The organism is Thioclava sp. F36-6 (genome assembly GCF_002020305.1).
In the GTDB taxonomy this organism is placed as follows: domain Bacteria; phylum Pseudomonadota; class Alphaproteobacteria; order Rhodobacterales; family Rhodobacteraceae; genus Thioclava; species Thioclava sediminum.
Window position 1 is genome coordinate 345,821 of record NZ_MPZX01000004.1, and the last position, 20,539, is coordinate 366,359.

Genomic DNA, 20,539 nt, shown 5'->3' on the forward strand with positions numbered 1-20,539 from the left:
CCTTGTCGTGGCGCGGGCAATCGCTAGATTTGGCAGATGAATGGGCACCCGAACACAATGACAGTTGACCCGGCCGACCTGATTGCCTGTCCGCAATGCGACGCGCTCTATCGCGCGACGCATCTGCCCGATGGCAAGCGGGCGACCTGTGTTCGCTGTGGAACGGTGCTGATCTCGCCGCGCGAGAGATCGTTTCTGCATGTCATCGCCTTTTCCTTCACCGGGATGATCCTGATGATCGGAGCGATCTTCTTTCCCTTCCTCGAGATTTCGACGCGCGGGCTGAGCCACGAGAGCTCCATCTTCGGTGTCGCGATGGCGTTTTCCGACGGCTGGATCGCGCCTCTGGCCTTCTTCGTGCTGTCGATGATCGTGGCGCTTCCGATCTTCCGGTTTGCCGCGCTGATCTACACGCTCTGGCCGCTCGCCAATGGCAAACCCGCCTGGAAACATGCCGCGACGATGTTTCGCCTCGCCGAGGAAAGCCAGCCTTGGGCGATGGCGGAGATATTCATCATCGGCACGGCGGTGGCGCTGGTGAAACTTGGGGGTCTCGCCAAGGTGTCGCTCGGCCCCGCTTTCTGGGCTTTCTGCGTTCTCATCATCGTGATCGCGCTCAAGAACTCCTTTGTCAGCAAATGGACGATATGGGACGCAATCGAACGAAAATGAACGTGCTGACCGCCACCGATGCCGGATTGATCGGCTGCACCCGCTGCGGTCGGGTCTGGACCCCGGATCATGCGCATTGCGAACGCTGCGGCGCGACGTTGCACAAGGTCGACAAGAGCGGGCTGCAGCGCGTCTGGGCGTGGTGGATCGCGGGGCTGATCTTCTACATCCCCGCCAATCTCTATCCGATGCTGGTCACGGCGACGCTGGGCCATGAGCAGAAAAACACCATCGTCGGCGGCGCGATGGAGCTGTGGCGCCATCACAATTACGGCGTGGCGCTGATCATCTTCGGCGCCTCGGTGATGATCCCGATCGGGAAATTCATCGCGATTGCCTATCTCGCCCTCGCGGTCGGAAACGAGCGCCGCAAAGGCGGCCCTCCGCATCTGCATCTCTACGAGGTGGTGGAATTCATCGGGCGCTGGTCGATGATCGACGTCTTCGTCGTGGCGATCCTCTCCGCACTGGTGCAGCTTGGGTTCGTGGCCTCGATCCATCCCGGTCCTGCCGCCGCGTCTTTTGCCCTCTCGGTTGCATTCACCATGCTATCCGCCCAAAGCTTCGACCCGCGCCTGATCTGGCGCGGCCCTGACAGAGTGAGTTCATGAACGACACCCCCGAGACCGGCCCGGCCGAGCTGGAAACCTCCAACGCTCCGCGCCCGATCTGGACGCGGCTTTCCGTCGTCTGGATCGTGCCGTTGATCGCCTTGCTGATCACGCTCGGCGTCGCATGGAAGACGGTCTCGGATCGCGGGATGCTCATCCATATCAACTTCAAGGATGCGACCGGGGTCGAGATCGGCACGCCGCTCAAGTTCCGCGATGTCGATGTCGGCAAGGTGGAGAGCGTCTCGTTCACCCCCGATCTGGAGCAGGTGCAGCTCGGCGTGCGCATCGACAACGAAGTTGCGCCGTTCGTCGATCAGGATGCGAAATTCTGGCTGGTCCGCCCCGAAGTGTCGGCGCGTGGTATTCAGAACCTCGGGACGGTGCTGTCGGGCACCTATATCGAGGGCTTCTGGAACAATAAGCCCAACGGCCAGCAGAGCATGTTTCAGGGTCTCGACAAGCCGCCGATCTCCCCCGATCCGACCAAGGGCACCATCATTGAGTTGCGCGCGAAGGATGCGGGCGGGATCGTCGATGGGGCGCCGGTGCTCTATCATGGGCTGACGGTGGGCCATCTGCAGAACCTGCGGCTCGACGATGACGGGTCCGGCGTGATCGTGGATGCGTTCATCGAAGCCCCGTATAATAAACAGCTGACGACCCAGACCCGGTTCTGGGACACGTCGGGCTTCTCCGTGAAATTCGACACCTCCGGTCTCAGCCTCGACGTGCGCTCGCTCGCGACGCTTGTGCAGGGCGGGGTGGAATTCGACACGTTCACCAGCGGTGGCGGGATTGTCGAGAATGAACACGCCTTCCGTCTCTACGACGGCAAGGACACGGCGGAAAACTCGGTCTTCCAGTCGGACGTGGTCGACCCGCCGAAATACACGCTGCTCTTCGACGACCCCGTGCAAGGGCTCGAAGTCGGCTCGAAAGTGCAGTTCCGGGGCGTCGAGGCGGGCGAAGTTACCGGGCTTGCGATCAAGATCCGCAAGGACAGCACCGGCCAGAGCTATGCGCAGCAACAGCTGACGATCGCGCTGTCGCCGGACCGGCTCGGCCTGTCCCGCGACGCCGGGGAAGAGGCCGTGACCCAGTTCCTGCAGGGCGAGATTCAAAGCGGCCTGCGAGCGCGGATCGCGAATATCGGGCTTCTCGGCGGAACGACGGTCATTGAACTGACCGATGTGCCCGATCTGCCAGACGCCGAGATGAATCTCGACGCCAAACCCTATCCGACGCTCCCGACCGCGCCTGCGGCCGAGAATGATCTCTCGAAATCGGCGCAGGGCGTCTTCAAGCGGATCGAAGGGCTGCCGATCGAGGAGGTGATGAGCTCCGCGATCCGCACATTGGATTCGATTTCGGCCGTGGCCGAGAGTGAAGAAACCCGGAAAGTTCCGGGCGAGTTGTCCGGCCTGCTGGAGCAGCTCAAGACCTTCACGACCGAGCTGAACAAGAAGGATGCCGCGGATAAGACCGTGGCTGCACTCGACCGTGTGACGGAGGCCGCGTCCTCCGTGCTCGAGGAAATCTCGGGTCTCGACGAGACGCTCTCTTCCGCAGATCGCGCCGCGACGGCCATCGCAGATATGCCGCTCAAGGATGTGGGCGATAAACTCGACACGATCCTCGCCAGTATCGACCAGCTTCTGAACAAGCCCGGCACGCAGGACCTACCGCAATCGCTCAACGACACGCTCGAGCAAACCGCCGCGATCCTGACCCAGCTGAAGGAAGCGAATGCGGCCGACAAGCTGAACCAGACGCTCGATGCGGCGCAGAACGCGGCGGATTCGGTGTCGAAAGCCTCGGACCAGCTGCCGGAACTGACACAGAAGCTGCAATCGCTCGTCGATCAGGCGGGGGCTCTGGTCGCGACCTATGGCCGTGGCTCCAACTTCTCGAACGAAACCCTTAGCACCTTGCGCGAGTTGCGTCGGGCGATCTCGAATATCGGCTCGCTCGCGCGTATGATCGAACGCAATCCGCAGTCCTTCATTCTGGGCCGCTGACAGGAGATGACGATGAAAGCTCTAAGCCTGATCCCGCTATGCCTCCTGGGCCTCGCGGCGTGTTCTGATCCCGAGAAGATCGCGCGCTATCCAATTGACCCGCCCACCGCCGAGAAGGCGCTGCCGAACCGGCTGGGCCGGGCCGAGCTGCGGGAAGTGTCGTTGCCTGACTATGCGGGCGGGCAGGAGATCGCATTCCAGACTGCGGACGGGGCGCTGCGGTCGAACCCGGACAACCTCTGGGCGGATGATCCGGCGCGGTCGGTGACGCTGGCGCTCGCGCGGCAAATCTCGTCCCTCTCTGGGGCCACCGTGATTTCCGAGCCTTGGCCGCTCGCCGATCCGCCCTCGCGCAAGATCGAGGTCCGGATCGAACAGATGCTGCCAGGCGCCGATGGGCTGCTGCATGTTGCGGGCGTCTATTTCGTCTCGGCGAATGGCTATGAGCGCAGCGGAGACACGGTGCGGCGGTTCGACTTCACGGTGCCGATCGGCTCTCAGGAGCCGCAGGCCATCGCAAAAGCGAACAGCGCGGCAGTGACGATGCTCGCGCGGCAGATCGCTCAGTTGCGCTGATACGTCGAGAGAGTGATCAGCTGCGCTGGTCGGGAAGGAAGCGCCCGAACTGACCGCCTGCGAAAAGCAGCGGATCGGTCCCGGCGCCTTTCACGAAGCGGGTGACGCGACCGATGATGATCGTGTGATCCCCGCCATCGTGGCGCGCCTCGGTCACGCATTCGAACCGGGCGAGCGTGTCGTCGATCAGCGGAACGCCCGACGCGTTCAGCCGGTAGGACAGACCGTCGAACCCTTCGCCGCGCTTCGTGAACCGCTTGGCCAGCGCCTCCTGATCGTAGCGCAGCACATGCACGGCAAAAGTGGGTGTCGCGGTAAAATGCACATGTCGGAACGAAGAACGCGCCGCCGACCATAGGATCAGCGCCGGATCGAGCGAGACCGAGGCGAAGCTGTTCACCGTCATCCCGACGGGCTCTGCCGCGTCTTCATGCGCGCAAGCGGTCACCACGGTCACGCCGGTCGCGAATTGCGCGAGCGCATCGCGCAAAAGCCGCGTATTCGCCGGGTCGGGCAGGTGGCCGTGGCCGTCGCTCTCGGCGCGGCCCATTGCGGCTTCGATATCGTCGCTTTCGCGCATCGGCTCTCCTTTGCGCTCACACATAATCGTGCAGGCGGGGAGAGCAAGGCTCAGCGTTCCAATCCGATGAGCTTATCGAGAGAAAGCCGCCCGGGGCCCTTCATCAGAACCGTCAAAAGCGCGATGGCCCAAAGCCCATGCGTGACCCACGCGCCGGGATAGACGAAGATCTGGATCACCAGCGTCATCGTCAGAAGCGCCAGCGCCGCGAGTCGGCTGCCAAGGCCGAAGATCAGCAGCAATGGGAAGAAATGCTCCGCGAAGGTTGCGAGTACCGCCGCCCATTCATGCGGAATGACGGGCAGGTCGTATTCGTATTGAAAGAGGGTGAAGGTGGAATCCTTGATCATGAACCCCTCCACCTTGGTCCGCCCGGACATCCAGAACACTATAGCCGAAAAGAGCCGCGCTCCGATCAGAACAATCTCCTCCGGGAAGCGCTGGGCTACATCGGAGAACCGATGATACAGCCGGAATAGACCCTGTTTTGGCGTTTTCATCTCGATCGTATCGGTCATGACTCCTCTCCTGTTTCGATGCCCGCGCCGACGATCAGCGCATTTTCCACCAGCAGCAGAAGCGCTGCATTGAGGTCAAAATCCGCTCCGGCCCGGTCTTGCGCGCGGGCGACGGTTTCACCTGCACAGAGGGCCGAGACGAAGCGGCCGGTCGAGCTACGAACGACGGACGTGATCACATGAGAAATCCCGCGCCGCGCAATCAGCAGCGTCTCCGGTCTCCACTCCTTCGCCCGCGGTGGAGCGGGACCACCCGGTTGTTGCGAGGCCCAGATCGAACCCGCGGGCGTCAGCAGCTGAAGTATCTGCACCGACGGATGCAGATCGAGGCACAGGTGAGTACCCGCGCGTGTCGCCGTCTCTTGCAGGCGTTCCGGCGCAATAGGCTCTGAATCCGCGGCGTGATAAGCCCGGCTGCGCGCCCATTCGACGCGGGCGACGTCGGGCAAATAGCTCAGCGATTGCAGCGAAGGTTCATCCGCCAGATAGGCCGGAAACGCGCCGCCCCAATCGGTCAGGATGGGCGTGCGCGGCGGATGCTCGGCGATATAGGCCCGGGCGAGCCCCCGGAAGCAATCCGCGCCAAGAAGCCGTTCGATCGCCGGGAAATGCCGCGCGAGGGCCTGTGTCAGCCCATGCGCCACGTTGTTGCGATAAACGTCGAAACGGCGCTCGATCTCGGCGGGGTCTTGGGCGGTGGCGTTTTGCGGCGCGGGCCCTCCGACCAGGCCCTCGCGGAAACCGCGGGCGAAGTCACGATGCGAGGGCATGGTGGTCACCCGACAGGATCATCGACGCACGCTTGGCCTCGGCCATCAAGGTGGCGAAGTCCGGCACGTCATTGTCCCACTCGATAAGGCTCGGCAGCGGCCCGGTTTTAGAGACTGTTTCGGCGTAAAGCGCCCAAACCGGCTCCGCGACTTCGCGCCCGTGGCTGTCGATCAGCAGGGGCCCGGAGGGCAGCTCTTCCTCTTCATGGCCCGCCAGATGGATCTCGCCGACACGGTTCAGCGGGAACGCCTCCAGATAGGCGCGCGGATCCTGCCGGTGGTTCACGCAGGACACGAAGACATTGTTCACATCGAGCAGCAATCCGCAGCCGGTGCGCTGACTGATCTCGGTCAGAAATTCGGTCTCGGGGATGTCGGAATCGTCGAAGAGCACATAGGTCGCCGGATTTTCCAGCAGTATCCGGCGGCCGAGATGCTCTTGCACCTCATCGACGTGATCGCAGATCAGCGCCAGCGTCTCCGCCGTGTAGGGCAGGGGCAGCAGATCGTGCATCCAGACGCCGCCATGGCTCGCCCAGGCGAGGTGTTCCGAGAAGCTCTCGGGGTCGTATCGAGCGCACAGTAGCTTGAGCCGCGCGAGGTGGTCGCGATCCAGCGGATCGGGCCCGCCGATCGAGAGGCCCACGCCATGCACCGAAAGCGCATAATCCGCGCGCAACCGTTCCAGCATCGCATGCGGCATCCCGCCTGCGCCCATATAGTTTTCCGCGTGGATTTCGAAGAAACCGAGATCCGGTTTCGTCTCTGTTATGGCGGGAAAGTGCTCTGGCTTGAAGCCGAGGCCCGCTTTGCGTGGGAGTGTCATGGCAGCCTCCATCGGTGAGAAAACGGGGCGCGCGCCGTCCGCACGCCCCGCTTGGGATCACATCTCCTTGGGTTCGAGCGAGCCCATGCCGTGCGGCGTCTCGATCTCGGTGCAGGTGCCTGCCGGGACGAGTTTCCAGGCGTTGCCCTGATAATCCATCGTCGCGGTGCCGGCGCAGGTGGTGCCGGGTCCGGCGGCGCAATCGTTCTGCCCGGCCATCGCGACGCCGTAGCATTTCTCCATCGCCTGATCTTCGGCATGGGCGGCGCTGGCCAGCCCCATCGCGCAGGTCAGAGCAGTTGCAAAGCCAAGGGTGGTTTCGGTCTTCATGGTAGTCTCCCTGATTGGTTGGGACCGTTGCGGTCCTGATCACCTTTCGCGAGAGGTCACGCTGGCGTTACGCACCTCACGCCAGCGTGAACGAAAAAAGTTTTTCTATCGGGCTGTAACGAAGGCATGATCGCAAACGAAGGGATGGCGATGATGCATGATCGGCGAGCAGATTGGTCGCAGCTCCTGCGGGCTGCGAATGCGGGCGACAAGCGCGCCTACGGTCTGTTCCTGCAGGCCGTGACCCCTGTGTTGCGGTCTGTCGTGCGGGCACGCGGTGCCGGTCTGTCCGAGGCCGATTGCGAGGATGTCGTGCAGGAGGTGTTGCTCGCCATCCATCTGAAGCGTCACACGTGGCGCGAGGATGAACCGGCGGCGCCGTGGTGCTACGCGATCGCCCGGCACAAGGTGGTCGACGCGTTTCGGAAGCGGGGGCGACGTATCCATCTGCCGGTGGAGGATTTCGCCGAGATGCTGCCCGCCGCTCCAGAGGCCGATCCCACGGAAAAGGCCGATATAGAGACGTTTTTGACCCATCTCGAGCCCCGCGCCGCGCAGCTGGTGCGCGCTATCGGGCTCGAAGGGAAAAGCATCGCGGAAACCGGCGATGCGTTAGATATGAGTGAGGGAGCGGTGCGCGTGATGTTGCATCGTTCGTTGAAAAAACTGGCCGCGCTTCGCGAGAGGCTGATCGAGATATGAAAACCGAAGACCTGATATCCGTATTGCAACAAGACACGTTGCCCGATCCGCACCCGAAGCAGGTGCTTGGCCGCTGGCTCGTGCCAGCGCTTCTGCTGTCGGCACTGTTCGTGATTTCGGTCTATGGGCTGCGTTTTCCGCTGGAACAGACCCTTATGACGCCGGAAATCGCCCCGAAATTCTACCTGCCGCTAGTCTTGGCCGTGCTCGTAACCCCAATGGCGGTGCGCCTCGGGCGGCCCACGGCGAAGGTATCGACCGGGTGGCTGTGGATTTTCCCCGCGATCGGGGCGGCGCTTTTGGGCTATGCCTACCTGACCACGCCTGACGGTCAGCGCATGGCGGATTTCGAGGGCGAGACGATCCTGCCCTGCCTGATCTCCGTGCCGATGCTGTCCCTCCCGGCGTTAGGTGCGCTCCTTATCAGCTTGCGCAAAGGGGCGGTGACGCGGCCGGCTCAGGCCGGGGCGCTGGCGGGGCTTGCCGCCGGAGGCATGGGCACCGCGATTTACGCCCTGCACTGCACCGAGGACAGCCCACTGTTTTACGTCACCTGGTACGGGGTCGGGATCGTCGTGGTGATGCTCGTGGGGGCTTTGCTCGGGACGCGCGTGCTGCGCTGGTAGACCCTAATCCGGCCAAAACGCCAGATTTTCGATGAATTTCTCATGCAGGGTCGGGTTGGCGACGACCAGCCCGCTCGATTGTGGTGGCGAGCGGTTGAACCGCAGCGTGCGGCCGTTGCGATCCGTTGCCAGAAGCCCCGCGCGTTGCGCGATCAGGCTCGCCGCGGCGATGTCCCACTCCCATGCCGGACGCAGCGAAATCGTCGCATCGAACCGGCCTTCCGCCACCAGGCACAGCCGCCAAGCCAGCGACGAGCGGAAATGGCGATGGTAATCCGGCTGGGCGTGCCGCCAGAAGCTCGGATTGTCGGAAAGTTTCGAAGTCAGGACCGTCGCGCCCGTGAGCGCTTCTTGCGTGCCGGGCCGCAGGGGCTCCCCGTTCAGGCAGGCCGGACCGTCGATTGTCGCGGAATAGGTCAGATCGTGAACCGGTAGATGGACCACGCCCGCCACGACCGCGCCGTCGCGCACCACGGCGAGCGCATGGGCGAAGCCGCCATCATGGGCGAGGAAGGCGCGCGTGCCGTCGATCGGATCGACGATGAAGGTCGAGCGCGCCTCGAGACGCGCCGGATCGTCCGTGCTCTCCTCCGACAGCCAGCCGTAATCGGGCCGGGCGCCGCGCAGGCGCTCTTCCAGCAGCGCGTTCACCGCCAGATCGGCCTCCGAGACCGGACCGGCCCCGTCGCCTTTGTCCCAGGCTTCGGGTGCCTTTTTCCAGTATTTCAGGGCAAGCGCACCGGCCTCTTTCGCGGTCTCGATCAGAAGGGGAAGATCAGTCTCCGGCAAGCGTCATTCCTTCGAGGAGAAGCGAGGGCACGATATGGCTCAGATGCATCCGCGCGTCATTCGCGGGCCGGATGCTGCGGAGCATATCGCGCAGGTTGCCCGCGATTGTGCATTCATTGACCGGATAGACCGGTTCGCCGTTTTCCACCCAATAACCCGAGGCCCCGCGCGAATAATCGCCCGTATTGGGATTGATCGTGGCCCCGATGAAAGAGGTCACGAGAAGCCCGGTGCCCATCTCGGCCATCAGTTCCTCGCGCGTCTTGTCGCCTTGGGTCAGGGTCACGTTGCCGATGCCGGGCGAGGGCGGCGAAGAGGTGCCGCGGCTGGCATTCGCGGTCGATTGCAGCCCCAGCTTGCGCGCGCAGGCGAGGTCGAGCGTCCAGCTTTTCAGCACACCATTCTCGACGATGGCGCGGCGCGCGGTGGCCAGACCCTCGGCGTCGAAGGGGCGCGAGCCGGAGACGCGCTTGCGATGCGGCTCCTCGATCAGCGACAGGCCTTCGGGCAGAACTTGTTCGTCCAACGCGTCGCGCAGCCACGAAGCCCCACGGCAGATCGCTTGCCCGTTCACCGCCGACAGAAGATGCCCGATCAGGCTGCCCGAGACGCGTTCGTCGATCAGCACCGGATAGGCACCGGTTTTCGGGCGGCGCGGATTGGCGCGGGCGGCGGCGCGTTCGCCGGCCAGACGCCCGATTTCTTGCGCGCTGGGTAGATCGGACTGGAAGATACGGCTCTCGGCAGCCCAGTCGCGCTCCATCCCCAGCCCCTCGCCGGAAATCGCGACGGCAGAGACGACGCGCGAGCTGCGATCGTAACCGCCTGCGAAACCATTGGAGGCCGCGACATGTACGCGCCGATAGGAATAGGCGGCGGAGGCGGATTGCACCTGGGCGACGCCGTCGACGCCAAGCGCTGCGGCCTCGGCCTCTAGCGCGTCACTTTGCAGCGCCTCGGCGGAGGGCTCGGCGCTCGGATCGGCCAATTCCATGCCGTCCGCATCTCGGCGGTCGGTCAGTTGCGACGGATCGGCGAGCCCGATGAACGGATCTTCCGGCGCTTCGCGGGCCATCGCAATCGCGCGCTGCGCCATTTCCTCGAAGGTGCGGGTAGAAATATCGGAAGCGGACACGCAGGCCTGTTTGCCGCCGAGAAGGACACGCAGCCCGATCTCGACGCCCTCCGACCGCTCGGCCTGTTCGAGACGGCCTTCGCGGACATCGATCGCAACCGAGCGCCCATCGACCGCAATGGCATCGGCGGCAGGCGCACCTGCGCGCTTAGCAGCCTCGAGCAGCGACTGGGTCAGATCGGAGAGGGAGGGCTTGGTCAATTTACACCTCGTGAGAATAACGAAAGCCGCCCGGAGACCCGGACGGCTTCTCGCCGTGGGTTTCAGTCTTTACTGGACGCGTTGGCCGTTGACGAGGATTTCCCCGCCATCCTGGAACTCGACCTGCGACTCGTAGGCATCGTCGCCCGTGGGCTTGGCGTAGAGGCCGAGCATCATCCGCCCGAACATGATCTGATCCTGCGGCACGAGCCCCATCGCAACCAGCTTGTCCATCAGCGCGTTAGCTCCGGTCAGCGTCAGGTCGATCTTGCCCGTGGGCATCGGCATCGGCCCGCCATTCTTCAGCTCGAGCGCGCCTTTGCCGTTCAGATCGGCGCCGACCATCGACAGCTTGATGTTGTTGATGTCTACGGTGTCGACCTGCATCGGCGGTGCGTCCATCGCGGCGGCGGCCGGGCTGAACAGGTCCTCGGAGAGTTTCATCTTGCCCGAGAGATCGACCTGCAGCGTCGCCGGGTCATGCGGCAGATCGCCGTTCGGGTCGAACATGGCCCAGATATTGTCGGAGACCGTGACGCCGTTGAGGCCGATCATCGCCTTGTAATCCTGCGCCTCATCGGATTTCGCGACCGGCATCGCGAAGGTCATGTCCGCCGACTGGATATCCGCGGTGATCGGGAAGGGCAGTTCGGGCGTCGTCATCTCGATATGGCTGGAATTGCTCTGGCCACCGAAGGACAGGCCGTCCTTCGACATCGCGATATCGAGCTTGCCGCCCTGATCGGTAGACTTCTGATCGACCTTGCCGTCGGGACCGTCGGCACTCACCGTCCAGTTCGAGCCGGCATAGGTCATCGCAAGATTGAGGTTAGCCCCGGCATTGAGCGCTTCGTCGAGCTTCTCGGAGTCGATGCCCTTGGGCATCGCGAACGTTCCTTCATAGGCGAGGTCGTTCATCTGGCCGTTCATGTTGAACGTGCCGGTGCCCTCGGGATCGGCACCCGACGCGGTCAGGTCCAGCGTTCCGATGGACATCTTGGAATCGACCGAATGCATGTCGCCGTCGACAACGTGGTAATTGCCCTTGGTGTTCTCCAGCGAGAAGTACATTTTGACCGGCACGTCCTGCCCCTCGGCGGTGACGGTCTGATCAAGATCCATCGTCATCTTCGGCGCGTCGATATCGTAGGTCAGATCGCCCGGCGACCCGGAGACGATGACCTTGCTGTCCGTCTGGGTCATCGTCATCTTCATGGCGATGTCAGACGTGTCGGTGCCCGGCTTGCCGGTCATGTCGCCGGTCATGGTTTCGGGGAAGACGGTCTCCACCGTGCCGTCGCCAAGATCGCGCAGCTTCAGTTCCGGCACGTCGAGCGTGAGGCTCATGTTGTCGACATTACGCACCATCTTCACGTCGGAGACGGTGAGCGTGTCGCCCTCGCGGTTCTGGCTCCCGACCATCACCTCATAGCCGTAGGTCTGGTATTCGGATTGCCACGCCTGCCAGACCTGCTCCGCGGTCACATCCGCAAAAGAGGCCGTGGTGGACAGCAGCGAAACCACAACGGCGCCGGAACCGACGGTTTTGAGCCATGCCATGAGAGGGGTACCTTTCCACTGAGAACCAAGTCGCGCCATCCTCCTTTGGGTCAGGCCGATGGTCAAGCCTTCCCGGGGCTGCTAGACGGGTTTCACGGGAGTTGTGAGGAGGCTGGGAATGATCCGCCACGCGATCGAGAACGGGCTGTGGCGTGTGACCATAGACCGGCCGGAAAAAGCCAATTCGCTGACCGGCGCGATGCTGAACGAGATCGCCGATCTGGCCGAACGTGCGGGGCGCGAAGAGGCGCGGGCTTTCGTGCTGAGCGGGAATGGCAAGGTCTTCTCCGCCGGGGCCGATCTGGACGAGGCGAAATCCGGTACGCTGGCGACCGATCCGGTCTGGGAGCGGCTTTCGGGCGCGATCGCTTCGCTGCCCTGCCTGACGATCGCGGCGCTCAACGGCACGCTGGCCGGGGGCGCGATGGGGATGGCGCTGGCCTGCGATCTGCGCATAGCCGTGCCGGGCGCGAAGTTCTTCTATCCGGTGATGAAGCTCGGCTTCCTGCCGCAGCCCTCGGACCCCGCGCGCATGGTCGCGCTGGTGGGACCCGCGCGGGCGAAGATGGTCCTGATGGCGGGGCAGAAGATCGAAGCCGAAGAGGCGCTGAGCTGGGGGCTGATCGACCGGATCGTGCCGCGCGAGGCGCTGGACGAGACGGTCGAGACGCTGGCCGCCGACGCGCTGGGCGCGCGGGCTTCGCATGTCGCCGGGATCAAGGCGCTGATCCGCTAAAGCGAACGGCCCGGACAGGCCGGGCCGTGGGTCGTCATACGCTGCGCGAGGTGCTCGCGATCAGGCGTAGACGCTTTCTTTGCCGAAATGCTTGGTGAGCATATAATAAATCACGGCGCGATATTTGTTGCGCTCGGACCGGCCATAGGTCTCGATCACGCTGTCGATCGCATCCATCAGCGCGGGGCTGTCCGAGAGGCCAAGCTTTTTGACGAGGAAGTTGTCCTTCACGGTCTCAAGCTCTGCCTTGTCCGTCGCCGCGACGGTCGAAGAATCCGCATTGTAGATCGAGGGCCCGCAGCCGATCGTTACCTTGGTCAGAAGATCCATGTCCGGGGTCATGCCGCATTTGGATTTCAGATCCTCGGCGTATTTTTCAATCAGCTCGTCTCTTTTACCCATGTGTCCCACCTATCAGGTTGCTCTGCCCAGAAATGAAGGCAGCCGCAGGGTAAGCCGAGATAGTGAAATTACAAAGCGTAAATCCCGGGACCTCTCGCGCCTCAGCCACCGCCGCGACAGGAGACGCATTGCGTGAAGGTCGGGTCGAGTTCGAGACGCTTCTCCGGGATTGGCTCGCCGCAGCTCTCGCAATAGCCGAATTCGTCTTCCGCGATGCGCTGGAGCGCGGCCTCTATCGCGGTGATCCGGTGCTGACGGCGGCCATCGACCGCATTGGCCATCGCCTGGTTCTGCAGCGCATCCATTCGCGACAGCCGCCCGACGCTTTGCTGGTCCAGCTCGACGGGTTTGCGGGTCTGCGCGGTATCCTGCGATGCGCTGCGCAGCTCGGCCAGTTCCGCCTCCAATTGCGGTTTGAACCGCGCGGCAAGGTCTTCGGGTGTCATCGCTCTCCTCCTGTCCCGAGGAAAACCGATCATGGCCTGCGTTGCACGTAAAAAGGCCGCACCCTGTGGCGCGGCCTTTGAAATCGCTATGCGATCGGGTCAGTAGCGGTAATGCTCGGGCTTGAAGGGCCCTTCGACCGTGACGCCGATATACTCCGCCTGATCGGGCTTGAGCTGGGTCAGCTTCACGCCGATCCGCTCCAGATGCAGGCGGGCGACCTTTTCGTCGAGATGCTTGGGCAGGATGTAGACGCCCGGCGCATAGTCTTCGCCCTTGGTCCACAGCTCGATCTGCGCCAGCACCTGATTGGTGAACGACGCCGACATCACGAAGCTCGGGTGGCCGGTGGCGTTGCCGAGGTTCAGCAGGCGGCCTTCCGATAGCAGGATGATGCGCGAGCCCGAAGGCATCTCGATCATGTCCACCTGATCCTTGATGTTGGTCCATTTGTGGTTCTTCAGGTTCGCGACCTGAATTTCATTGTCGAAATGGCCGATGTTCCCGACGATCGCCATATCCTTCATCTCGCGCATATGCTCGATCCGGATGACGTCCTTGTTGCCGGTGGTGGTGATGAAGATGTCGGCGCTGTCGACGACGTCTTCCAGAACGACAACCTCGAACCCGTCCATCGCGGCTTGCAGCGCGCAGATCGGATCGACTTCGGTGACTTTCACGCGGGCGCCTGCGCCGCGAAGCGAAGCGGCGGAGCCTTTGCCCACATCGCCATAGCCGCAGACGACGGCGACCTTGCCAGCCATCATCGTGTCGGTGGCGCGGCGGATGCCGTCCACGAGGCTTTCTTTACAGCCGTATTTGTTGTCGAATTTCGACTTGGTGACGGAGTCGTTCACGTTGATCGCCGGGAAGGGCAGCAGGCCCTTCTTGTGCAGATCGTAAAGGCGATGCACGCCGGTGGTGGTCTCTTCCGAGACGCCCTTGATCGCGTCGCGCTGCTTGGTGAACCAGCCGGGGCTGGCCGCGAGGCGCTTCTTGATCTGGGCGAACAGCGCCTCTTCCTCCTCCGAGGTAGGGACATCAATCAGGTCGGTCTCGCCATTCTCGACGCGCGCGCCGAGGAGGATATAGAGCGTCGCATCCCCGCCATCGTCGAGGATCATGTTGCAGGTGCCTTCCTCGAACTGGAAGATCTGGTCGGTGTAGGACCAGTATTCCGCGAGCGTCTCGCCCTTGATCGCGAAAACGGGCGTGCCGCCCGCCGCGATCGCCGCGGCCGCGTGATCCTGCGTCGAGAAGATGTTGCACGAGGCCCAACGCACATCGGCGCCAAGCACCTTGAGCGTTTCGATCAGCACCGCGGTCTGCACGGTCATGTGCAGCGACCCCGCGATGCGTGCGCCTTTGAGCGGTTTGCTTTCCCCGAATTCCGCGCGGCAGGCCATCAGGCCCGGCATTTCGGTTTCGGCGATGTCGAGCTCTTTCCGGCCGTAGTCGGCCAGAGCGATATCCTTGATGACGTAATCGGCCATGTGCGGCTCCCAATCTGAATTTGGAAGCTATGTAGCACTGGGACCGTAAAGCGGCAATGAAGGCCGATCACGATCAGGTTGCGGGAAGAATCCCTTCGCGATGCAAGAGCGCCACCGGATTGTTGCCACGCTTCCAATCGGTGCCCGAGGACACGATGCAGGAGACGTTGTCGGCGCGGGTATAGACCGCAGTCCAAGTGCCCATAATGCTCGAGGCGTAAAGCTCGACCTTCCGGTGATCGCCAAGCTGTTTCGTCATCGCGGGCTTTTCCGCGAAGTCGTGATTGAGCGAGTCCACGAGCTTCGCGCGGTTGTCGCAATAGGGCTGATCGGGGCTTTGCGCCTCGCCGATCGCCGTGACGTTGTCGAAGGCCGACAGATCGCCATAAGGAATTTCGGACGGAATATCTTCCATCGGGCGACCGTCGCCCTCATAGCCATCCAGCATGACCTGCCGCGCCGATTCAGCTTGCGGGGCAGGTGTCACAGCCTCGTCGCTGCGTACGGCGGCGATGGCAATGGTTGCGGGGATCGAGATAATCGCGATCCCGGCGGCAAAGAACGTAGTTTTCGAGGTCTGCATTTTGGCGTCCCCTTTTTCTCTCCGTGTCAACCCAAGAACACACTCCGCGCGAAAATGTTCCTCAATCTGTGGCGTTTACAGCTGCAATGGCTTTGGCTAGTCACAGATACGCGCTGCATGAGGGGGGCGAATGGAGATCAATCTGGCCTGTTCGAAACCTGCGCAGCACCGCTCTGCGATCGCGTTTTGCTGCGATGACGCTTACCTGCCTTATGCCGCACATGCGGCGGGACAGATCGCGCAGCTTCACCCGGATCGGGATTTCGATATCTGCATCGTCAGCGCCGAGCCGGTGACGCTTCCGGCGTCGCTCGACGGGTTGAACCTGCGGCTGTGCAGTTTCGATCCCGAGTTGATATTCTCGGGGTTCTCGACGGATCGCGGGCGCAGTTCGGCCATGTATATGCGGCTGATGCTGCCGCAGATTTTCGCAGATGATTATGACCGCATTCTCTATCTGGATGCCGATATTCATGTGGAAAGTGGCGATCTCTCGCGGCTGCTGACAGTCGACCTCGGGGAGAAGCCGGTCGCGGCAGTGCGGGATAATCCGCAATGGCGGACGCCGTCGCGGATGCCGGAGGATTTCAAGGATTTCGATCTAGAGAATGCCGCCTATTTCAATTCCGGCGTGCTGCTGATCGATGTGGCGAACTGGAATGCCCAAGGCATTCTCGACGCGGCGCTGAGCTTCGGGGAAAAGAACGGTGCCCGCCTGCGCCGGAACGATCAGACGCTTCTCAATTGCGTTCTGTACCGCAACTGGGCGGAGCTCAGCCCGATGTGGAACTGGCAATATACCCCGGCCTCGCGGCTGCATGAGGCGATGGTCAGCGCGCATATCGTGCATTTCATCGGCCCGTCGAAGCCATGGAAGGCGCGACCGGAAACCCTGCCGCCGCGCTTCGGGCGGGCTTTGCGCCATTTCTGCGCCGTCCATTTCCCGGAACGGCGCTTCGATATTCCCGACGGGCCCGGACCGGGCAGCAAGCTGATGACGAAAATGCTGGTTCGACATCTCATCAACAGAAACAAAATGGCGCGCTATCTCGCGCGCTTTCCCGACGACTATACGGTGATCACATGAAACGCGCTTGGCAAAGGATGCTTTCGGGACGCAGGCTCGACCTGCTGGACCCGACGCCCGTCGATATCGAGATCGAGGATATCGCGCATGGTCTGGCTTTCGTGGCGCGCTGGAACGGACAGACTTTCGGTGACTGGCCCTATTCCGTGGCCGAGCATTCGCTGCTGGTAGAGCAGATTTTCTGCCATCAGAATCCGAAAATCGCCGCGAAATGGAAATTGGCGGCGCTTTTGCATGACGCGCCGGAATATGTGCTGGGCGATATGATCAGCCCGGTGAAGGCGGCGATTGGCGAAGGCTATGGCACGCTCGATGATCGGCTGATCGCGGCGGTGCATATACGCTTTGGTCTACCCGCTGCGCTTCCGGTGCGAATCAAGCGTGCGATCAAAAAGGCGGATATCGTCTCCGCCCGACTCGAAGCGGAACAGATTGCCGGGTTTTCCAAGGTCGAGGCCGACAAGGTTTTCGGAAAGCTCGCGCCCGAATATGCCGAAACCTTCAAAATACATCTGCGACCGCCGTCGGAGGTGCGCACGGATTATACCGCACGCCACGAAGCGCTTTTGGCAGAACTGTAATACGAGTGTCTGCCATTTCGGCAGGCACTCGTATTCAAAAATACTTATCTGTTTCTCAGATCTTCAGATCGTCGAGCGATTTACCATTATCAAGCGCGGCTTGAACCCAGCGCGGCTTGCGGCCACGACCGGTCCAGGTTTCGCTGGCATCGTCCGGATTGGCATATTTCGGCGGCACGGTGCGGCGCGGCTTGGCCGAGCCCGACCCGGTCAGTTCCGCCAGCGAATAACCCATATCGCGGGCCGCGCGCTCAAGCTGATCGATCGCTTCTTTCTTCTTGCGATCCTCGTAGCCGGAGATCGCCTTGTCGACTTGCTTACGAAGAGCTTTCAGCTCGTCGAGGGACATATCATCGAGATTCATTTTAAAGCTCCGAATTGGATATCCGGAGCATTAAATAGAATGGTTAATTAATTAACAACCTAACCAAAGCGTCACCTTGGGCTTCTCTTAGCCAAAATCCGCTGAAGGGTCCGGCGATGCATATTCAGGCGGCGCGCGGTTTCCGAAACATTCCGGTCGCAAAGTTCGTACACCCGTTGAATATGTTCCCAGCGCACGCGATCCGCGCTCATCGGGTTTTCCGGCGGCGGCGGGGCGACTTCGCCTTTCGCCAATAGCGCATTTGTGACGTCGGTGGCATCGGCGGGTTTCGCGATATAATCGGTCGCGCCCATTTTCACGGCAGCCACCGCGGTCGCGATGGCCCCATACCCGGTCAGCACCACGATCCGCGCATCGGCGCGCTTTTCGCGCAGCGCCTCGACCACGTCGAGCCCGTTGCCATCCTCGAGCCGCAGATCGATCACCGCGTAGGCGGGCGGGTTCGATTGCACGATGGCGCGCCCTGCAGCGACCGTTTCGGCGGTCTGGGTCTCGAAGCCGCGTTTCTCCATCGCGCGGGCCAGCCGCGTGAGAAACGGGAGATCATCATCGACGATCAGAAGCGATTTGTCCGACCCGATATCGGCGCTGATGTCTTCAGCCATTATCGTAACTCCCTCTCGCCGAGTTTGACGCTTGGATTTGTTTTAAGCTGTTGCGCCTGCTCGGTCAATTTCCGGCTGCGCCGTCGGGATTGGCCTTTTTCCACGCGTCGACGAAACAGGCGACGCTGTCGGCCATCTGCTCGGGCGTGGTGTCGCGGTTGTAGTATTCCGCGAAGCCGGTGTCCGGGAAGACCAGATAGCTTTGGGTCGAGTGATCGATCAGCGTGTAGGGGTCGCCCGGATCCTGCACTTTGAAATAGGTGCGGTATTCCTGCGAGACCTTCTTGATCTGCTCCGGCGTGCCGGTCAGCCCGATCATTTTCGGATGCATGAGATCGGTGAATTCCTTCAGGAGCTCGGGGGTGTCGCGTGCGGAATCGACCGAAATGAAGACCGGCGTCACCGAATAGCCGCGCTTTTCGAGAAGGCTTACGGCTTCGGCATTGCGCGCGCTGTCGAGCGGGCAGACATCCGGGCAGTAAGTATAGCCGAAATAGAGAATGCTCGGCTCGGTGATGACATCCGTATTCGTCACTTCCTTGCCGTTCTCGTCGGTCAGAGTGAATGGACCGCCGATTTCGCCCGCGCCGCCTGCGACGACGCTTTGCCGGCACTGCGCGAAAATATCGTCGTCATTGCTGCGGGTCGCGGCGAACCAGGTGACGCCGAGGCCGATGACCACGATCGCGGTCGCGGCGGCGGCGGAAATTTTCGCAATACGGTTCATATTGTCACTCCTCTCACGGCTGCATTGATCGCGCGGCGGGCGCCGATTATCAATGCTTTCATGCCGCCAATTCCGGCGATGTGCGCTTTGGACGCGGGAGACGACATGGCTCAACGCCTCGAGGCCCAACCCGGCCCGGCCGAGATTCACCACGACTGGGTGCGCCTCCGGACGCTGATCTTCCTGCGCTGGACCGCGATTGTCGGTCAGCTCGGCGCGATCTTCGTCGCCTATTTCGTCTATGATATCGCGCTGGATCTGGCGCTGTGCCTCGCCACGGTCGCGGCGGCAATCGCAGCCAATTTCGTGGCGATTTTCCTGTTTCCCGACACTAAGCGCCTCACCCAGCCCGAGGCGGCGGCGACGCTGATGTTCGACATGGCCCAGCTCGCACTGCTGCTGTCGATCACGGGTGGGATGAACAACCCCTTCGCGCTGCTCATTCTCGTGCCGGTCACGATAGCGGCCACCGCGCTGGAGCGGTCTGCGACGATCCTGCTGGGGCTCGCGACGATGGTGATGATCTCGATCGTCGCCGTGGTCTATCTGCCGCTGGTCAGCAAGACCGGCGAGGTGATCGCGGTGCCCGACGTGTTCGAATTCGGCTACTGGCTGTCGATCATCATCGGCGTGGCCTTCCTCGGTGCCTATGCACATAAGGTGGCGAGCGAAGTGCGCTCCATGGGCGACGCGTTGCGCGCGACCCAGCTGGCCCTGACGCGCGAGCAGAAGCTGACCGATCTGGGCGGGGTCGTCGCGGCGGCGGCGCATGAGCTGGGCACGCCGCTTGCCACGATCAAGCTGGTGAGTTCGGAGCTGGCCGACGAGCTCGAAGACAGCCCCGATCTTCGCGACGATGCGCTCTTGATCCGCGAGCAGGCCAATCGGTGTCGCGACATCCTCCATTCGATGGGCCGGGTCGGGAAAGACGACCTGCATATGCGGACAGCGCCCATCGTCGCCGTTCTGCGCGAAGCGGCGGACCCGCATATGGAGCGCGGGATCGAAATTCACTTTGATGCCCATCCCATCGTCGAGGGTCTGGAGCGTCAGCCGACGATCTACCGCTATCCCGAACTGATCCACGCGCTGCGCAATTTCATTCAGAACGCCGTCGATTTCGCGCACTCCACGGTCTGGGTCGAGGCGGAATGGGACGATGAAGAGATCACCGTGCGGATCAGCGATGACGGCAAAGGCTATCCGACGAGCGTGCTCAACCGGATCGGCGATCCCTTCCTGCAACCGCGTGCGAATGCGGCGGAGCGCAAGGGCTATGAGGGGATGGGGCTCGGGGTTTTCATCGCAAAAACCCTGATCGAGCGAACCGGTGGGCGGCTCACCTTCTCGAATGGCGACGCGCCTTTCGCGCCCGGCGCCGCAGCGCCCGCGCGCTCCGGTGCGGTTGTGGAGGTCGTCTGGCCTGCGTCGCGCCTTCTTGCGCGGGACGATGCGGGTCTTGGGCTGAACCAGCCGATCGCGGTCTGATCGCCTTCACCTCTCTTGCCGCTCCCCGAGCGAAGTTAACGCTGAGTTAACGAATCTTCCGCACCCTCGGCCTGGGGACAGGTTTGAAAGG

At 62.5% G+C, this 20,539-nt stretch carries 25 protein-coding genes; 10 read left to right on the plus strand and 15 right to left on the minus strand.

All coding sequences use genetic code 11. From position 1 onward, the window contains the following. Window positions 1-57 precede the first annotated feature (57 nt). The 4 genes from BMI88_RS18890 to BMI88_RS18905 are packed head-to-tail and all read left to right on the plus strand — an operon-like array spanning window position 58 to window position 3,880. Window positions 58-672 (plus strand): paraquat-inducible protein A, encoded by a 615-nt coding sequence (locus tag BMI88_RS18890; protein WP_244176662.1) that lies wholly within the window; start codon window positions 58-60, stop codon window positions 670-672. Then, complete coding sequence (locus tag BMI88_RS18895; protein WP_244176661.1) at window positions 669-1,283, plus strand: paraquat-inducible protein A; 615 nt, start codon at window positions 669-671, stop codon at window positions 1,281-1,283. Before BMI88_RS18890 ends, BMI88_RS18895 begins: the two co-directional genes overlap by 4 nt. Further along, window positions 1,280-3,304: an MlaD family protein gene (locus BMI88_RS18900; RefSeq protein WP_078551049.1), complete on the plus strand. Its 2,025-nt coding sequence runs from the start codon at window positions 1,280-1,282 to the stop codon at window positions 3,302-3,304. Before BMI88_RS18895 ends, BMI88_RS18900 begins: the two co-directional genes overlap by 4 nt. Before the next feature lie 12 nt (window positions 3,305-3,316). Continuing rightward, entirely contained in the window at window positions 3,317-3,880 is a 564-nt protein-coding gene (locus BMI88_RS18905) for a PqiC family protein (protein WP_168174018.1), read from the plus strand. A gap of 16 nt (window positions 3,881-3,896) precedes the next feature. Here the strand turns inward: BMI88_RS18905 and BMI88_RS18910 are convergent, their stop codons facing one another. The 5 genes from BMI88_RS18910 to BMI88_RS18930 all read right to left on the minus strand — a co-directional run bounded on the left by BMI88_RS18910 (window position 3,897) and on the right by BMI88_RS18930 (window position 6,904). Then, window positions 3,897-4,430, minus strand: coding sequence for a flavin reductase family protein (locus tag BMI88_RS18910; RefSeq protein WP_078551132.1), 534 nt, complete (start codon window positions 4,428-4,430; stop codon window positions 3,897-3,899). Window positions 4,431-4,510: 80 nt separating this feature from the next. Further along, entirely contained in the window at window positions 4,511-4,978 is a 468-nt protein-coding gene (locus tag BMI88_RS18915; RefSeq protein ID WP_078551051.1) for a DoxX family protein, read from the minus strand. Beyond that, complete coding sequence (locus tag BMI88_RS18920) at window positions 4,975-5,748, minus strand: DNA-binding domain-containing protein (RefSeq protein WP_078551052.1); 774 nt, start codon at window positions 5,746-5,748, stop codon at window positions 4,975-4,977. The genes BMI88_RS18915 and BMI88_RS18920 overlap by 4 nt, the downstream gene beginning before the upstream one ends. Beyond that, window positions 5,732-6,574 carry a DUF692 domain-containing protein gene (locus tag BMI88_RS18925; protein WP_146673632.1) on the minus strand — a complete coding sequence of 281 codons (843 nt, stop codon included), beginning with the start codon at window positions 6,572-6,574 and terminating at the stop codon, window positions 5,732-5,734. Before BMI88_RS18925 ends, BMI88_RS18920 begins: the two co-directional genes overlap by 17 nt. 57 nt (window positions 6,575-6,631) lie before the next feature. Beyond that, window positions 6,632-6,904: a DUF2282 domain-containing protein gene (locus tag BMI88_RS18930; RefSeq protein ID WP_078522705.1), complete on the minus strand. Its 273-nt coding sequence runs from the start codon at window positions 6,902-6,904 to the stop codon at window positions 6,632-6,634. 126 nt (window positions 6,905-7,030) lie between these two features. On the opposite strand from BMI88_RS18930, the gene BMI88_RS18935 reads away from it, so the two are divergent. Both BMI88_RS18935 and BMI88_RS18940 read left to right on the plus strand, forming a co-directional pair. After that, on the plus strand, window positions 7,031-7,606 hold the full coding sequence (locus BMI88_RS18935; RefSeq protein WP_232621676.1) for a sigma-70 family RNA polymerase sigma factor: 576 nt from the start codon (window positions 7,031-7,033) through the stop codon (window positions 7,604-7,606). Then, window positions 7,603-8,232 (plus strand): DUF1109 domain-containing protein, encoded by a 630-nt coding sequence (locus tag BMI88_RS18940; RefSeq protein WP_078551054.1) that lies wholly within the window; start codon window positions 7,603-7,605, stop codon window positions 8,230-8,232. The genes BMI88_RS18935 and BMI88_RS18940 overlap by 4 nt, the downstream gene beginning before the upstream one ends. A gap of 3 nt (window positions 8,233-8,235) precedes the next feature. Here the strand turns inward: BMI88_RS18940 and BMI88_RS18945 are convergent, their stop codons facing one another. The 3 genes from BMI88_RS18945 to BMI88_RS18955 all read right to left on the minus strand — a co-directional run bounded on the left by BMI88_RS18945 (window position 8,236) and on the right by BMI88_RS18955 (window position 11,917). Next, on the minus strand, window positions 8,236-9,021 hold the full coding sequence (locus tag BMI88_RS18945; RefSeq protein WP_078551055.1) for a 3'(2'),5'-bisphosphate nucleotidase CysQ: 786 nt from the start codon (window positions 9,019-9,021) through the stop codon (window positions 8,236-8,238). After that, window positions 9,008-10,357, minus strand: a complete 1,350-nt coding sequence (locus tag BMI88_RS18950) for a metallopeptidase TldD-related protein (RefSeq protein ID WP_078551056.1) — start codon at window positions 10,355-10,357, stop codon at window positions 9,008-9,010. The genes BMI88_RS18945 and BMI88_RS18950 overlap by 14 nt, the downstream gene beginning before the upstream one ends. 69 nt (window positions 10,358-10,426) lie before the next feature. Beyond that, window positions 10,427-11,917, minus strand: a complete 1,491-nt coding sequence (locus tag BMI88_RS18955) for a DUF2125 domain-containing protein (RefSeq protein WP_168174019.1) — start codon at window positions 11,915-11,917, stop codon at window positions 10,427-10,429. A gap of 118 nt (window positions 11,918-12,035) precedes the next feature. On the opposite strand from BMI88_RS18955, the gene BMI88_RS18960 reads away from it, so the two are divergent. Further along, entirely contained in the window at window positions 12,036-12,653 is a 618-nt protein-coding gene (locus BMI88_RS18960) for an enoyl-CoA hydratase/isomerase family protein (RefSeq protein ID WP_078551058.1), read from the plus strand. Window positions 12,654-12,713: 60 nt separating this feature from the next. Here the strand turns inward: BMI88_RS18960 and BMI88_RS18965 are convergent, their stop codons facing one another. The 4 genes from BMI88_RS18965 to BMI88_RS18980 form a co-directional block, all read right to left on the minus strand. Then, window positions 12,714-13,055, minus strand: coding sequence for a DUF2853 family protein (locus tag BMI88_RS18965; protein WP_078522711.1), 342 nt, complete (start codon window positions 13,053-13,055; stop codon window positions 12,714-12,716). A 101-nt stretch (window positions 13,056-13,156) separates the two neighbouring features. Beyond that, a complete protein-coding gene (locus tag BMI88_RS18970; RefSeq protein ID WP_078551059.1) occupies window positions 13,157-13,501 on the minus strand; it encodes a TraR/DksA family transcriptional regulator in 345 nt (114 codons plus the stop codon). Window positions 13,502-13,600: 99 nt separating this feature from the next. Further along, window positions 13,601-14,992: an adenosylhomocysteinase gene (gene ahcY / locus BMI88_RS18975; protein ID WP_078551060.1), complete on the minus strand. Its 1,392-nt coding sequence runs from the start codon at window positions 14,990-14,992 to the stop codon at window positions 13,601-13,603. A gap of 73 nt (window positions 14,993-15,065) precedes the next feature. Further along, entirely contained in the window at window positions 15,066-15,575 is a 510-nt protein-coding gene (locus BMI88_RS18980) for a hypothetical protein (RefSeq protein ID WP_078551061.1), read from the minus strand. Between the two features lie 130 nt (window positions 15,576-15,705). Between BMI88_RS18980 and BMI88_RS18985 the strand changes: the two genes are divergently transcribed. Both BMI88_RS18985 and BMI88_RS18990 read left to right on the plus strand, forming a co-directional pair. Continuing rightward, window positions 15,706-16,662 (plus strand): glycosyltransferase family 8 protein, encoded by a 957-nt coding sequence (locus BMI88_RS18985; protein ID WP_246831934.1) that lies wholly within the window; start codon window positions 15,706-15,708, stop codon window positions 16,660-16,662. After that, window positions 16,659-17,243 carry a hypothetical protein gene (locus tag BMI88_RS18990; protein WP_078551062.1) on the plus strand — a complete coding sequence of 195 codons (585 nt, stop codon included), beginning with the start codon at window positions 16,659-16,661 and terminating at the stop codon, window positions 17,241-17,243. Before BMI88_RS18985 ends, BMI88_RS18990 begins: the two co-directional genes overlap by 4 nt. Before the next feature lie 55 nt (window positions 17,244-17,298). On the opposite strand, the gene BMI88_RS18995 is transcribed toward BMI88_RS18990, so the two are convergent. The 3 genes from BMI88_RS18995 to BMI88_RS19005 all read right to left on the minus strand — a co-directional run bounded on the left by BMI88_RS18995 (window position 17,299) and on the right by BMI88_RS19005 (window position 18,960). Beyond that, a complete protein-coding gene (locus tag BMI88_RS18995; RefSeq protein ID WP_078541453.1) occupies window positions 17,299-17,607 on the minus strand; it encodes an H-NS histone family protein in 309 nt (102 codons plus the stop codon). A 71-nt stretch (window positions 17,608-17,678) separates the two neighbouring features. Beyond that, window positions 17,679-18,233, minus strand: a complete 555-nt coding sequence (locus BMI88_RS19000) for an ActR/PrrA/RegA family redox response regulator transcription factor (RefSeq protein WP_078522717.1) — start codon at window positions 18,231-18,233, stop codon at window positions 17,679-17,681. Between the two features lie 64 nt (window positions 18,234-18,297). Then, a complete protein-coding gene (locus tag BMI88_RS19005; protein ID WP_078551063.1) occupies window positions 18,298-18,960 on the minus strand; it encodes an SCO family protein in 663 nt (220 codons plus the stop codon). Window positions 18,961-19,065: 105 nt separating this feature from the next. Here BMI88_RS19005 and BMI88_RS19010 point away from each other — a divergent pair, with 105 nt between their 5' ends. Further along, window positions 19,066-20,448: a sensor histidine kinase RegB gene (locus BMI88_RS19010; RefSeq protein WP_078551064.1), complete on the plus strand. Its 1,383-nt coding sequence runs from the start codon at window positions 19,066-19,068 to the stop codon at window positions 20,446-20,448. The last annotated feature ends 91 nt before the right edge of the window (window positions 20,449-20,539 follow it).

Coding starts and splice junctions, on each gene's coding strand:
- BMI88_RS18890 (WP_244176662.1), top strand. CDS start 58: ATGACAGTTGACCCGGCCGACCTGATTGCCTGTCCGCAATGCGACGCG.
- BMI88_RS18895 (WP_244176661.1), top strand. CDS start 669: ATGAACGTGCTGACCGCCACCGATGCCGGATTGATCGGCTGCACCCGC.
- BMI88_RS18900 (WP_078551049.1), top strand. CDS start 1,280: ATGAACGACACCCCCGAGACCGGCCCGGCCGAGCTGGAAACCTCCAAC.
- BMI88_RS18905 (WP_168174018.1), top strand. CDS start 3,317: ATGAAAGCTCTAAGCCTGATCCCGCTATGCCTCCTGGGCCTCGCGGCG.
- BMI88_RS18910 (WP_078551132.1), bottom strand. CDS start 4,430: ATGGGCCGCGCCGAGAGCGACGGCCACGGCCACCTGCCCGACCCGGCG.
- BMI88_RS18915 (WP_078551051.1), bottom strand. CDS start 4,978: ATGACCGATACGATCGAGATGAAAACGCCAAAACAGGGTCTATTCCGG.
- BMI88_RS18920 (WP_078551052.1), bottom strand. CDS start 5,748: ATGCCCTCGCATCGTGACTTCGCCCGCGGTTTCCGCGAGGGCCTGGTC.
- BMI88_RS18925 (WP_146673632.1), bottom strand. CDS start 6,574: ATGACACTCCCACGCAAAGCGGGCCTCGGCTTCAAGCCAGAGCACTTT.
- BMI88_RS18930 (WP_078522705.1), bottom strand. CDS start 6,904: ATGAAGACCGAAACCACCCTTGGCTTTGCAACTGCTCTGACCTGCGCG.
- BMI88_RS18935 (WP_232621676.1), top strand. CDS start 7,031: ATGATCGCAAACGAAGGGATGGCGATGATGCATGATCGGCGAGCAGAT.
- BMI88_RS18940 (WP_078551054.1), top strand. CDS start 7,603: ATGAAAACCGAAGACCTGATATCCGTATTGCAACAAGACACGTTGCCC.
- BMI88_RS18955 (WP_168174019.1), bottom strand. CDS start 11,917: ATGGCATGGCTCAAAACCGTCGGTTCCGGCGCCGTTGTGGTTTCGCTG.
- BMI88_RS18960 (WP_078551058.1), top strand. CDS start 12,036: ATGATCCGCCACGCGATCGAGAACGGGCTGTGGCGTGTGACCATAGAC.
- BMI88_RS18965 (WP_078522711.1), bottom strand. CDS start 13,055: ATGGGTAAAAGAGACGAGCTGATTGAAAAATACGCCGAGGATCTGAAA.
- BMI88_RS18970 (WP_078551059.1), bottom strand. CDS start 13,501: ATGACACCCGAAGACCTTGCCGCGCGGTTCAAACCGCAATTGGAGGCG.
- ahcY (WP_078551060.1), bottom strand. CDS start 14,992: ATGGCCGATTACGTCATCAAGGATATCGCTCTGGCCGACTACGGCCGG.
- BMI88_RS18980 (WP_078551061.1), bottom strand. CDS start 15,575: ATGCAGACCTCGAAAACTACGTTCTTTGCCGCCGGGATCGCGATTATC.
- BMI88_RS18985 (WP_246831934.1), top strand. CDS start 15,706: ATGGAGATCAATCTGGCCTGTTCGAAACCTGCGCAGCACCGCTCTGCG.
- BMI88_RS18990 (WP_078551062.1), top strand. CDS start 16,659: ATGAAACGCGCTTGGCAAAGGATGCTTTCGGGACGCAGGCTCGACCTG.
- BMI88_RS18995 (WP_078541453.1), bottom strand. CDS start 17,607: ATGAATCTCGATGATATGTCCCTCGACGAGCTGAAAGCTCTTCGTAAG.
- BMI88_RS19000 (WP_078522717.1), bottom strand. CDS start 18,233: ATGGCTGAAGACATCAGCGCCGATATCGGGTCGGACAAATCGCTTCTG.
- BMI88_RS19005 (WP_078551063.1), bottom strand. CDS start 18,960: ATGAACCGTATTGCGAAAATTTCCGCCGCCGCCGCGACCGCGATCGTG.
- BMI88_RS19010 (WP_078551064.1), top strand. CDS start 19,066: ATGGCTCAACGCCTCGAGGCCCAACCCGGCCCGGCCGAGATTCACCAC.